This window comes from Ruegeria sp. K5 (assembly GCF_056531805.1).
Genome location: NZ_JBQFML010000010.1, coordinates 68,716 through 81,668, shown reverse-complemented (window position 1 = coordinate 81,668; position 12,953 = coordinate 68,716). Strand labels below are relative to the sequence as shown.

The following is a 12,953-nucleotide window of genomic DNA, read 5'->3' as shown; positions in this document are numbered from 1 at the left end:
ACAACTCGGCCGGAATGTCATGCCGATCCGCCGCTGCATGGATTTCTTTGACGATACGCTCCTGCGACCAGCCGCCCGAGGATCTGCGAGGCCGCGGTGCCTTGCCCGCAATCTCGATCTTTTCCTGTGGCTTGGATTTTGGCGCTTCTGGTTCTTCGTCAAGCGTGTACTCACGCATCCGGATTGGCCGAACGACGCCATTGACGATCTCTGCTCGTGCGCCGTTCAGAAACACGCTGCCATCCGGCTCGTATTCGATGACTTGGGAAAACACGGTGGTTGCCAGTGCGCACCAAAGTGCCGAAGACAGAGCGACGCGGCCGCATTTGGCCTTAAGGAGCTGCTTAACAATAACGTTATCTGATTTGATTTCGTGTTGTTTTGAACGAGATGGCTTGCGTTGCCTTAATGCCGCCGCACCTTTTTTGTAGGTTGCGGATGTGTTTCGGGTGCAGATCCGTCTGAGCCTGAGCGCAATCTCTCTTCGGTGTAGCACCACATGCATCGAAGAGAGCCTACTGTGCAAAGTGCCAGGCTCGGTTTTGGTGCAATTTGCTGTGTCGAAGGCAACTGTGATCACCGTTAAGCCTTTCTAAGAATAGGTCAGTAATTTTTACATAATTACTATTATAAGGTTGAGGTTCCGATCATCTGAGCAGCAGGAAATTGGATGCCGGGACACAGCACTGAGCCCTTCGCGGGCTTCGTAGAAAGCCAGCGTTCAGCTTGGATCAATCACCTGATGGTCTGACCAAAGTTTCGGGGATGTCCTGCTCGGCGCTGACGCTGGTCATTGCTGTGCGGCCGAAAGCTCAGACACGTTGTTCAGGGTCGCTCCCATTGACTCTGGCGCGGTGCTGTCCGATCTAGGATCGGCATCTAGGACTACTGTTTTTACCATAGTACAGTTCTCTTTTGATGTTGGAGGAATGCCCGGATGGATTTGGGGCGTTTCTTGTCCTGTCGGTTGTTGGCGCAATCGACAGGACCGCTCATTGCTCAGTTATTTCGCTCCATTTTCTGCAAGTCGTCGCTCAGTCCTTTCGTCTAGCCGCACCAGGACCCGCGTTTGCCGCCCGAATAGGGTCGCGCGAGACCTTCGGACATCAGAGTTTTCCCTATCTCCTGACCACCTGAACGTCCGACCGCGAGGAAACGGTCATGCACGTCCAGGTCTGGTTGGATAACCAATTCTATCTGCCCACTGGTCTGAATGATCTCCGTCAGGCGGTCTTTGGCTTTCAGACCCAAAGCTCTCTCGGCCTCACATTGTGCGCGGAAGGTCTCAGGTGTGTCGAAACCGATGAGGCGGTAGCGGTCATCACCGTGGTCGATGGTGTCACCATCAACGGCAATCACCTCGGATGCGCTCAGGGTCTTTGTTTGTTTTGATGGTTCAATCCAGACCGCAACAAAGAACAAAGACGCGAGTGTAGCGCTGAGAAACAAGAGCCGTTTCATGTGCCCTGCCCCAGTAATTTGATGAGCCAGGTTCTCGAACGTGCCAGATCAGGTTTTGGATTTCGCGTCCAAGGCCTGAGCTGCTTCGAGACCCTCTGGGGTAATCGACTCGATCGTATAGTCTGATTTGACGCAGAGAATGCGCCCATCACCAAATTCCTGATGATGCTTGAAGAGACCCGGCCAAAGATCGAACTCTCTGGGCTCAGCGCCCGCTCGAGAGATCTTCGACTTGCACAAGGCCCCGACATAGTTCGGCGAGCTGTAAATGCAGTGGTACTTAGGTCGTCCAAGGGAAGCGAGTCCGATAAATTCGTAGCGGCATGTAAAGGGAACCTGATCCTCTTTCAGGCCCCGGACCATCTCAATGGTTACCACAGTGTATTGTCTCTTGTTGTCCGCCATGACGACCCCCCTATGGGCCGTCTTCTACATCCAAAAGTTGTGGACTAAAACACAATCTACGTCAATATAAGAAAGTACGCCAATATACGATATTGGATTGTCAGGCGTATATTGGCCGGATATTGCTTAGGCGATTCGCAAGCAGGAGAGACCATCTTGAAACACTCAAAATCCAGGAATAGAACTCGCGCGAAGGTCCTTGCAGTTGCACTCGCTGCACTGCCGGCCACGCAGGCCAGTGCCTATCCAATTGACTGTGCCATATTCCTTTGCCTCGCCGGAGGTTGGCCAAGTTCGGCTGATTGCGTCGCAGCCAAGGAGGAGTTCATTCGGCGCATCACGCCCTACCCGGTCGAACCTCCGCTTCAACTCTGGCGCTGTCCGATGAATACGTCACGCAGCCCCTCGGACTTGGGTCCTATGGAACGGTTGGAAGCCATCAAGCGCACCAGTGCTAGCCCAGTTCCAGAACTTCCATCGGATGACACCGCCAAGCCATTACTGGTAGACGCAGCGATCTCGATAAATGAGATCCAGTCACATCACGGCCAATACGGTGACGGTTTCCAAGCCACCCCGATCAGCGTCGATCTTTCCTCTTCCGATTTCGACGTTGTGAGGTCCATCAGGGTTTGGGATGTGCGCCACTACAGCTATCGCCGTCGGTCGCGAGAGGGCGACTGCGAGCGTTCACTTGATCTTGTCGTTGGCAGCTATGATGACAACGTAAGCTTCCAATGGTCCGAGCGCGCTCCTGCCCCAATCCCTTCTTGGCTGCCACTGGGCAATCGCTGTGAACCTCCCAGCTACTTCCGTGGCGTTGGTGTCGAGTGGACCGATACATTCGGGTTCAGCGATTATGAACTCATCCGATACTGAGGTGCTTACCTGCGGCACAACGCATTGCTCCTGACTATGCCACCGAAATCGCCAGCCGTACTTATAAACCAGGCCGTTTGGCCCGGAGGAACACCCTAAACCCTAAAACAAAAAAACCCCGCAAGGCGGGGCCTCAGCGGGGATCTTCCTAAGTCACGTTTGATCACCTGATTTATAGGAAACTCCCAGATTACTGACAAGGACAAACGCATCTGTGCGAACGGTTTTTCTGTGTTTATTCGCTGAGGTTTGACCCGCTTTGCTTCAAGATTGAGAAGCAGAACATGAAGCAAATCCCCCAAAACAAACACACCACCGCGCGACACTCCGCGGATCTGCCGGGGTCACGCCCAGTGAGGTCGAAGCCATGAGTTTCCGTCAAATCTCATCTGCCCGGTTTCAAGACGCGAAGCGCTTCCACAACGGCCTTCCCGAGGGCTGGAACCGGGACCGGTTTCGGCAGCTCTGTGTGTGCCATGCCCAGATCAGAGGCGCATCCGCCCAGTGTATTCGCACCTTAGAGATCATCATCGATATGATTACGCCATGTGCGTTTCGCGATCCGTCTCAAGAACCCTTTTGCTTCGCGCGACAGGAAACACTGATTGTCGGGCGTGGCGTGACAGATCGAACAATTCACAACCATGAACGCGAAATGGAATCCATTGGTCTGATTGAACGTAGGCTTGGTGCAAATGGGGCGCGCTGTAAGCGCAAGGGGCTTGGCCTCTTCCTGACCCCTGCGCTGAACCTCATACCTGAGATGCTCGACGTAGAAGCACAGAACAAGGCAGACAAGAAAGAACATGACGAATTGCGCGGGGATCGGTCACGCCTCTACCGATATGTGAAACACAGCCTGGAAATTCTTAATTCACTCCCCTGCCCTCCTGAAGTCGCTGAGGACATGAGGAAGGCGTTTCGGTCCTGGCCGCGCGCAGACAAGCTGAAATACATGTCGCTGGATGGGCTCAGATCACATGTTCAGGCGGCTCATGACCTTTGGAAACGGATCGAAGATCATGTCGCAAAACCCGGTGAAATTTCGGGTGAACCCGAAGCTCGCTTCGGGTCCCATATACAAGACCAAATTGAAAAGAAAATTCTGTCCTGTAACGCCAGTGGCGAAGTGACAATGTCCTCGGCTAAAGCCTCGGAACCAGATTGTTCCGGCTCCGGGCCTGACGGCCCTCCGAATTGCTTAGATAGCAATCATCCGACGGATACGGCATCACGCAAGGCCAATAAACTACCGCGGGTGAATAACCGCATCCTATATGAACTGGCCTCACCCGAGCTGCGCATGCATATCGATATCGCCGGTGGCGTAGATCAGAATTCCAGCCCGTCGCTCTACGCGATTGAGACCGGCGTTTGGTCGCGATTGTCGGAGATCGGCGCCAATATCTCCGCCTGGCATACGGCAATTGACCGTTTGACCGTGATGGGTGCAATCCTGGCCGGGTTGATCACAGACGCGAGGCTGAGCGATCCACGGTTGCCGCCAGTGGTTAATCCGGGCGGATATCTGCGCGGTATGGTGCACGCAGATGAGCGTGGTGAATTGAACCTGATTTCCAGTTTCATGGGCCTGTTGGCGCGAAGAGCCCGGGAGGAGGAAGACGGGCTTTGGCAAGACCACGAGAACGGTTTGTAGCAGTGAAGGATTATGCGCTGCCAGCTTTTCCAATTCATGCGTCTCATCAGCGATTTTCCGCTCTGTTTCCGCCTCCAGAACAGAACTGTATTCAAATCTGCGATTGGGTACGGGAATTCCCGAGTGGCTTGTTCAGCTTTAGGTTGCTAATCGGCCTCGACGGCAACGCAGAACAGAAAGTCGATCTATGAAAATCGCGGACATTGGCAATTCTGAACTGGATTTCAGGCAGACCGGGGAGGCGCGCCTTCAGGAAATTTGTTCCAGGTTCGGACTGGAGAATGCGTCCTACGCCCATATCGACAAGCATCACAACGTTGTCCACGGCTGTACCACGTTCCCGGCCGAATGGGTCAGGCACTACGTCGACAACGACATGGTCCTGGTCGATCCCCTCATCCGGTTTGGCGCCGCAATGATCGCACCAATTGATTGGGCTGTGTTTGATGATCAGCGTGAACACGCACCGCTATTCGATGCAGCGAGAAAATTTGGTGTGGGTCAGCACGGACTATCCACTCCGGTTATCAATCCGTTTGGGGAGCGTGGCGTCTTTACGGTTACCTCCAACCTGCGCCGTTCCGACTGGGACGCCTTGGTCGGGAGTATGCTCCCTGCCCTTCGCCACGAAGCGCAGGTCCTGCATCTACTCGCGCTCGATGTGATTGATACGGTTTTCAACTTTCCTACGGATGCGTTGTCCGATCAGGAGATGGATGTTCTGAAGATGCTCGCATCAGGATTGATCCCATCCGTGGTTGCTGGCCAGACGGGGCTCTCCTCCAGAATGGTGCGTGCTTTGACGTCTTCGATCGTCACAAAACTCAAGTGCCGGACAACGGAACAGGCCGTAGCGCGTGCGGTCACTACCGGTATTCTCAAATGGACGGATTTTTTTGCGGACCCGGTCGCAGAAATTGCAGATGCTGAAGGATATACCCTTTGCGGCGGGATCGTGCGTTGGTCTGGCAGGTCTCACGAGTTAATCACCTTTGAAGAGGGTCGAACGGTGCGGAATCTGGATAGCTTTCAGTCTGTCGAGATCACGGACCTCGCGAGAGAGTTTAACTTGAGTGCAAACGAGGTGGTCGAGGAACTTGGGTGTAACCGTGATCAAAGATTGTGGATCAGGTATCTCTGAATTCGGCAAAAACGCATTGCTTCATCTTTGAAAAGACCGCAGGCGCATGTTTCACATTATTTCTCTTACAGGCCGTCCTTGTTGCAACCAAGTAGAAATGTCACCAAGAGGCGGAACAGGAGCAAGGCATAGCGGCCCGGAGACCTCAAATATCGAGGGTTGATAAGCCTTGCGTGTGGGTGCTGGAGTTCAGTTGTTATTTGCGTTTTGTGCGCTTTCGCCCCTCTTCGGAAAGAAGGTGGATTGGCAGGCCAATGAAGATGATAGCCACAACAACGATGAAAACAGCCAAGATTGGCGCATAGTGAGCGAGAAGATAGATGGCTGGAATGCTCGGGAGTAATACACCCAAGAGAACAACGATGCTTATATAAATTCGGATAACCGATGCCGTTGCCCACGCCCAGAGCCGGGTCTGCTCTATGCGAAGTACAATTCCCGAAAGCCTATCGATGATAGAGTGCATGCCTCAAGCATATGCTTACATGGCACAGTTGCCACCTTTTTCTAAGTTAATTTCTGTTTCGAGATCAGTGATTATTTCTGTTCCATAACACTGTCTTGGGCGATCTTTGTACTGGCCCGCTTTGTCGGCGGTCGGCCGGGCCTCCTAGCGCCTGATAGGCCTGTCGCCTCCACCGGCGCGGTTGCCGGGTTTGGGACGGCTCCCGCTTCCGCCTCCCAGGGCCGGACGAGTGCCGCCACCAGTATTTCCAAGGGCAGGGCGCGTACCGCCGCTGGCGGGTGGTGTAACAGAGGGTTGATTGATTTGCGGTTGTGGGCTCGGCGCGGGCCCGCTGTTCAGCACACCTTCACCCTGCTGGCGGGCATTCAGGTCGCGCCGTAGCTCATCAGTACGGGATGGCTTGTTCTTTGCGGGCAGCGTGGAGGGATTGCCGTCCGCTGGGCGCCGGGTGTCGCTGATCTCGCGACGGGCTTCCCTTTTGCGGTCATCATCGGGACGCCAGACAGTGTTTCGGGAGTTTTCGATATCGATATCGATATTAACATCCCCGTCGATGTTCGGACGTGTGTTCGGGTTGCCGATGATCGGGCGTCCGTTCCATCCACCGCAGTTGCGGCACCCCCAGTAGTAATATCGGTCATCATCATCATCGAAAATCCCGCTTATGAGATAGACTGTGCCTGCCGCAAATAAGATGTTGCGCAGTGCGTCGCCGGTCGTGTCTTCCTGCTCCACGTAAACTGTTTCGGTGTCATATTGCGGGACATAGACAACCTCCGGATCAGTGGGCTGAATAACGACAGCATCCGTTGCATCTTGCGTCACCGTCATTTCATCACCCGAAACAAGCGTGCCAGCATTGATCGCAGTCTGACGCATAGTTTGTACGGCGGCCAAGACGTCCTCTGTCTGCGCCAGCATCGCCAGCCCCATGGTTTCGGTCCAGTCAATATTGGCCGCCATGCCTGATATGACCTCGGGAAAGCCAATGGCCAACACCTCCACACTTTCGTCAAAGCCTTCCGCCTCGATCCGCGGGGTCAGCTCATCGGCGGTGGTACCTTCGTTCTCGGCCAGAAGGCGTTCTGCTTTCACCACTTCGAGGGGCTGCGTCGCCGCGATGAACAACTGGGTCAGGACGGTATCGGGAAAGAGGGCAACGGGTGCGACAAGCGTTTCAAGTTCCGCTTGCGTCAACAAATCCGCGTCTTCTGTCGCATCGGTTGTTTCTGCTGTGGTTTCAACGCTTTCATCTTGCTCCGAGACAGCGTTCTGCGCATGCGTGGCTGTTGCAAAAGCGGCCAAGTAAGCAACGCAAAGAAGATTCAGTTTCATCGACATGGCTATGTCCGACCCCCTCGTCCAAAACGGTAGTGCACCCCGAGTAGCTACAGAGTGGATCACTTTTCGATTTTGCTGATTTTCGTTCCCTGAAGGCTCGTGCCTGCCATCAGACCTTCCTGGCCGAAGACTATGGGAACGATGTCTCCATTCAGGTCACTTGTGCCCATCGATGCCGACCAACCTTGGTCGCCACCAACCAGCGTTGGACCAGTACCTGCTTCCCAACCATTGTTGCTGCTAAGGTATTCGAGAGCCGTGTCATTTAAAAAAAACATGGCGTAAGAGAATTGCTGAACGCCCGCCTGAAACCCATAAGATGCGCCCGCAATATTGTAGTATCCGGTCGTGCTGCCGTTTTCCCGCAATGCTCCCTCGCCATATTGGCCACCAACCATCAGCCCACCCTTAGTAATCTTGGGAAACACTAAGACTGCAACAGCCTTATCAGACAGCTCTTTGGTCTCAGGTGAGCTTTTATAGAGCTGAGTAAGGACCTCATTTACGCCATCGTCAATTTGAGCCGCTGTCATGCCGTCGGTCGCATCCACAACAGCTTCGCTTGCCGTCTCTGCGGTGTCTCCGACTTTCTTGGCGACGCCAGAAACGCCCTCTGTGACTTTGTCCAATAACTTCTGAGCATTCACGGGTTGCCCCAATGACAGATGTACAAACCCAGCTATCGCGATTGCTGTGATTGCTTTTGTAAGTTGCATTTCTTCCTCCCACTTGACTTGCCGGTGCATCACTTGCGCCGTGCTAAAAAGCCTTCTTGCCAGGTACGTTGACAGCCGGGCTTGGTCGTTACGTAAGCCGTTTCTGCCATTGGGTCCTCAAACAGAAACCCCCCAAGTCAGACGTCGTCCGCATGTCATTTCCTTGAACTCCAGCACGGCAAAACTGCACCGGTCGCGCGATTGGAAAATGACGAACATTCAAACATCAAACACCATGCGGAAGCCCTGATGTGTGGTGGTGCTATCTCGTGTGTTTCTGGACCGGGCCGCAATTCGATACCGCCAGCAATAGGTCGCGTGGCAAAGGTACGATCCGCCCTTCAGCAGTCGAAAACCTTTCATCCGATCGAGTTTCTTGCGAACGTTTTTCTTCAAAGAGGGAATTCGGTATGGATCAGCAGTCCATTCCCAAACATTCCCAACGACATTATAGAGACCATAGCCATTTGGCCTGAATGACGAAGCAGGTGCAGTTGCTGCGTAGCCATCCAACTCAATGTTCCGATGCGGGAAAGTGCCTTGCCAGATGTTGCAGGGAAAGAAATCGCGATCATTCGGGTCTTCTTCACCCCAAGAATATCTCACATCCCCCAGCCCGCCGCGCGCCGCATGTTCCCACTCCGCCTCGGTCGGCAATCGGCCACCTGCCCAAGTTGCGTATGCCCGGGCATCGTTCCAGGAGACCTGTACGACAGGGTGATCCGGAAACCAGGCTCTCTCAAACGTGCCGGGACCGTTTACGTCAAGCCAGTTGGCGCCTTCAACGCGACGCCACCATTCCGTACCTGCGACACCAAGAGGGTTGGGGGTATCATCCGGCACATCGAGCCAGAATACAAAGGACCATCCAATTCTTTGTGCATCCGTGACGTATCCTGTTTCATCGACAAATCTTTTGAACTGCTCATTGGTGACTGTGGTCGCACCAATGCGAAACGGCTTGAGCGGCTTGGACCGCCGCGTCTCTTCACCATCGTTAGGTATCAAGGGGCGTGCGGTGCCGACGATTGGGCGGCCGCCAGGGATTTCGAGTGTCCCGTCCAGCATCGGCGCTGCGGCACCAGCTCTCAGCGCGAATATTCCTGCGTTCGCATTATTTTGAGGACTTGGGGCACAGCAAGACCTAATCGTTACCGACATGGACATGCCCCTGTTGCATAGCTTTGATCATAGGTAATTCAGCTTTTTTGTGATCCAGAACAGGATTTCTGCCAGAGCGGAAATCGCTCCAGCCCCTTCGGTAATCACCAGGGCTGTGCCGGACGCACCAAGCTTTGTCGTCTTGTCACTTAGGTCGCCCGGAATGTCTGCGATCACGATGTATTCTGAAGATCCGGCCAGTTCACGAAGGGAGGGGAGGCCGCTCCTTGTATCAAGTGCTCCTTCACTTGTTGCAGGGGGGATGTCTCGGATGGTTGTTTCAAACTCCTGGCCCGGAGCACTGCGCATCGCGAACCTGATTTTGTCACCTGCGGAGACGTTCCCAAGGCTGCTCAGCGGCAATGTCGCAATCAGCACGCGATCTCCCGGAACCACAAAATTGACTGCGCCCTGAAGTGTTGTGACCCGGTTTCCGGGCCGTAGTGACAGCCCGGTGACCAAACCATCAGCGGGCGCGCGAACAACCGTCTGTTCAAGCGCCCATTGGGCCTGAGCCAGCATGTTCTCCACTTCGACGACGCCCACATCAACGCCGTCCACCTGCGCAGCGATACGCCTCTCAAGGCCCGCTTTTCGGGCCGCCGCCGCACGCGAGTTCGCCTCAAGTTGCTCAATTGTGGAAACGGCTTCCTGCAGCTGGAACTCTGACGATGCGCCCCGTTCTGCAAGGCGAATGATGTCGTCGCGACGCGCGACGCCGAATGTTAGCTGGGCTTCGAGGGATGCGATATCAGCCTCGGCGGCCGTCAAGTCATGGCCCAGTTGGTCCGCTTCGGCCTGCGCAGAAGAAAGAGCGGCTTCAAGCCTGGCCACCTCGGCAGAATATTCCGTGTTGTCGATCCGAAAGAGGACATCGCCCTTGGCAACCGGTTGATTGGGCTTCACAGCCACTTCCGTCACCGGACCAGAGACGTTGGGCGCTATGTTGATCACTGCGCCCTGAACAGATGCGGTTCCTGTTGGTGTCGTATGATTCAATGCCCCGATGACAACCAATGCGATTAAGATGCTGCCGCCATAGATGACAGTCTTGGAAACGGCGTTCCAAGGGAGCAGCCGAAGCTTGGAGAAGACGAGCCAGGCGAGCCCGAAATATAGTGCTAAAACAATCAGCATTTATTGTGCCTCATCAGGTATTCATCCTCCAATCAACTCCCCGGGCAATAGGAAGGCCATTCACCCGGGTTTCCTTATTTGGGCGTCGGTTGTCGTTGTTTCTTTCACGGCATTAGAACGAGAGCTTCGCGCCGACTATGGGCCCGGAGAATGAGAGATCACTCACAACGTCTGAGTTCCCGATATTCCAGTCGAGATGGCGGTACCCAAAACTCAGGTTCCAATTGTTGATCTGGTAGTCGAACGTGATACCTGCCTGCCAGGTCAGATCGCTATCACCCCCGCCGACGTCGGTTATGAATGAAAAGGCCCAACGGTCAGCAAGGGGAAACAGGCCTCGCACACCTACTATGGCATCAGTGTTGGAGATTGACCCTGAAACACGCTGGGAACCGTTACCAACTGCTAGGTTCGCCGTCGTGTCCATGTCGAGGTATCGAAAGCCACCGAAGCCGACCAACTGACCATCCTGAGTATGCCTGAAGTCATACCCGACAGAGCCGGTGAATACGAAGCCTGTGACTTCAGCATCTGCACTGGCAGGGATACCGGGACCTACAGCGCTGTCTTGATCCGCGCTTACATCGAGGTACTGAAAATCACCTAACACTGAGATCGGCCCGTTGTTTGCCTCCAGTGCTCCCATCAGACCGAAATCAAGGTTTTCAAGTAAGTCTGAGAAACTCACGGTCATGCTTTCGCCGGTGACCGTGGTACCACCCAACTCAGGCGCCCAGAGATAGATAAACGCGCGGAAGTCCCAATTATTTTGATCAGCAAAGGATGGCCCTGCGACACACGTCATGATCGCGGTCAACGCGGTAGTGCTAATGAGCTGTTTCAAACAACTTCTCCATCTTCGTGTGGCAACTAGATGCCCGGCGGCCCAAGATCAGGCCGCCGGAGTTCTGTCATTGATTGGGAGAGTCCTTGCGGACGATAAAGGCATCAACTGCGGCCTGTGTTTCTGGCCGAATGTTCTCTATACCTTCGTAGGGCATTCCAAATGCGGGTGGTGTGTCCGGATAGTTCTCTTTCCGCGCTTTGTGCCGAGCCAGAATACGCACGAATTCCTGGCCACCCCATGCGCCGACTTCTGTCGAAACCGAGTATTCCTCGCGTGTATCGTGGTACAGGTTGTAGAATTTCGCCACGATCGGGTTCTCGCCTGGAGGCGGCAGCTTCAGCTTCAGTTGATCCTTTACAATGGCCTTCGGTTTATCATCTGAATAGATGATGACATGGTCACGGCGTCCCTTTTGTTCGTCGTCGAACAGGATTGACGCTGTCTGGTCCACACCATCTACAAGCCGGTCGCGTGGGATATACTCATCAGCCCCCGCGAAGCGTGCCAGCGTTGTATAGATATCAGACACATGGATGATGCTGTTCAGCATGCTGTCAGCCTCGATCATCCCGGGCCAACGGATAAAGGCGTCTGTACGTACACCCCCTTCGGTCGTATCGGATTTGCCTCCACGGAAAATCATTGGGGTATAACCGGATTGCGGAGAATACTTGGTGAAATGGCCGTTGTCGCCCATCACCACCACGATGGTGTTGTCAGCGATGCCCAGCGTCTCCATTTCATCAAACATGTCGCCCAGCCAACGGTCGACCAGCTGCATCTTGTCCGCATAAAGCCCCCCATTCGGAGACTGCGGCCCCTCGCGACCGGTTCGCGTGTTATCGAGCGGCAGCATCGGCCAGTATTGCAGGAAGAACGGCTCTTCCCCGCCCGCAAGGCGGGACAGCTCTTCCATCATTTTGTCCTGGAACGCCTGGTTCATTTCACCATATTTGGCGGCATTCCATCGCTCCCCTTCTTCCATCCGAATTTCACGGATCGGGCCTCCGGCTTCGCCTTCGATGACGGTCATCATGTGCGATGCGTCGGGTCGAAAGAATGCGTCCAAGGTGTAAGTGGGCAAGTAGTCATTGTTCGCGACCGACACGCCCTCTTTGATGGCGTCGTCGTTGAAGATCGTAAGCTGACCCTGCTGGTGCACCGCCATCTGGGCATAGTCAAAGCCCTGGTTCATGGCCCAGCTCTCAGCAATGTCACCCATGTGCCACTTGCCAACGTGGCTGGTTGCATAGCCAGCCTGTTTCAGAACTTCCGGCAGGATGACCTCATCACCCGGTAGGCCAAAGCCCGCGATATCAACGGCAGTGTCGCCCATTCCCATACGGACCGGCAACCGGCCGGTCATCTGTGCAACACGGGTTGGGGTGCAGGACGGCTCGGTGTACATGCGCACCAGACGCATCGCTTCGTCCGAGAAATCGTTTATGTTTGGCGTTTCATATCCACGCAGAGCATTCAATTCTGGGATGCCCATATCGCCAAAGCCCAAGTCATCAATCAGAACACTGATGATATTTGGCGCTTTGCCGCCGTTCGCCTCGCGAAAGCTTGCCAGCGCATCATCAACGGCAGCATCATCCTCAGCCCACTGTGCGCTGCGTTGCGATTGCAGGATGTAATACTCAGCGTCATGATTGATCGGCGCTTCCTGTGCCAGCAGCGGTTGCGCTGCCAAGGCAATAGGAGCAATTGCTAACCAGGTTAGTTTCATACTCTTACAT

Annotated in this window: 12 protein-coding genes; 3 read left to right on the top strand and 9 right to left on the bottom strand. The window is 54.5% G+C overall.

The window, feature by feature from the left end; translation table 11 throughout:
• From ACR0MO_RS19250 to ACR0MO_RS19240, 3 genes are all read right to left on the bottom strand, one after another.
• On the bottom strand, nucleotides 1-274 hold a 274-nt coding region (locus ACR0MO_RS19250), incomplete at its 3' end, for a hypothetical protein (protein WP_480892926.1).
• 773 nt (nucleotides 275-1,047) lie between these two features.
• Entirely contained in the window at nucleotides 1,048-1,461 is a 414-nt protein-coding gene (locus ACR0MO_RS19245) for a thermonuclease family protein (RefSeq protein ID WP_480892924.1), read from the bottom strand.
• Between the two features lie 48 nt (nucleotides 1,462-1,509).
• Nucleotides 1,510-1,866: a hypothetical protein gene (locus tag ACR0MO_RS19240; RefSeq protein WP_142638830.1), complete on the bottom strand. Its 357-nt coding sequence runs from the start codon at nucleotides 1,864-1,866 to the stop codon at nucleotides 1,510-1,512.
• Between the two features lie 420 nt (nucleotides 1,867-2,286).
• On the opposite strand from ACR0MO_RS19240, the gene ACR0MO_RS19235 reads away from it, so the two are divergent.
• The 3 genes from ACR0MO_RS19235 (at nucleotide 2,287) to ACR0MO_RS19225 (ending at nucleotide 5,543) form a co-directional block, all read left to right on the top strand.
• Nucleotides 2,287-2,745, top strand: a complete 459-nt coding sequence (locus ACR0MO_RS19235; protein ID WP_480892922.1) for a hypothetical protein — start codon at nucleotides 2,287-2,289, stop codon at nucleotides 2,743-2,745.
• 367 nt (nucleotides 2,746-3,112) lie between these two features.
• On the top strand, nucleotides 3,113-4,402 hold the full coding sequence (locus ACR0MO_RS19230) for a helix-turn-helix domain-containing protein (protein ID WP_480892920.1): 1,290 nt from the start codon (nucleotides 3,113-3,115) through the stop codon (nucleotides 4,400-4,402).
• A gap of 187 nt (nucleotides 4,403-4,589) precedes the next feature.
• Complete coding sequence (locus tag ACR0MO_RS19225; RefSeq protein WP_480892918.1) at nucleotides 4,590-5,543, top strand: LuxR family transcriptional regulator; 954 nt, start codon at nucleotides 4,590-4,592, stop codon at nucleotides 5,541-5,543.
• A gap of 610 nt (nucleotides 5,544-6,153) precedes the next feature.
• On the opposite strand, the gene ACR0MO_RS19220 is transcribed toward ACR0MO_RS19225, so the two are convergent.
• From ACR0MO_RS19220 to ACR0MO_RS19195, 6 genes are all read right to left on the bottom strand, one after another.
• On the bottom strand, nucleotides 6,154-7,350 hold the full coding sequence (locus ACR0MO_RS19220) for a DUF3300 domain-containing protein (RefSeq protein WP_480892916.1): 1,197 nt from the start codon (nucleotides 7,348-7,350) through the stop codon (nucleotides 6,154-6,156).
• A gap of 59 nt (nucleotides 7,351-7,409) precedes the next feature.
• Nucleotides 7,410-8,066: a lipid-binding SYLF domain-containing protein gene (locus ACR0MO_RS19215; protein WP_480892914.1), complete on the bottom strand. Its 657-nt coding sequence runs from the start codon at nucleotides 8,064-8,066 to the stop codon at nucleotides 7,410-7,412.
• Between the two features lie 219 nt (nucleotides 8,067-8,285).
• Entirely contained in the window at nucleotides 8,286-9,227 is a 942-nt protein-coding gene (locus ACR0MO_RS19210) for a formylglycine-generating enzyme family protein (protein WP_480892912.1), read from the bottom strand.
• A gap of 27 nt (nucleotides 9,228-9,254) precedes the next feature.
• Complete coding sequence (locus ACR0MO_RS19205) at nucleotides 9,255-10,364, bottom strand: HlyD family secretion protein (RefSeq protein WP_480892910.1); 1,110 nt, start codon at nucleotides 10,362-10,364, stop codon at nucleotides 9,255-9,257.
• A gap of 112 nt (nucleotides 10,365-10,476) precedes the next feature.
• Nucleotides 10,477-11,208, bottom strand: a complete 732-nt coding sequence (locus tag ACR0MO_RS19200) for a hypothetical protein (protein WP_480892908.1) — start codon at nucleotides 11,206-11,208, stop codon at nucleotides 10,477-10,479.
• Nucleotides 11,209-11,275: 67 nt separating this feature from the next.
• Entirely contained in the window at nucleotides 11,276-12,943 is a 1,668-nt protein-coding gene (locus tag ACR0MO_RS19195) for a sulfatase-like hydrolase/transferase (protein WP_480892906.1), read from the bottom strand.
• Nucleotides 12,944-12,953: the final 10 nt, after the last annotated feature.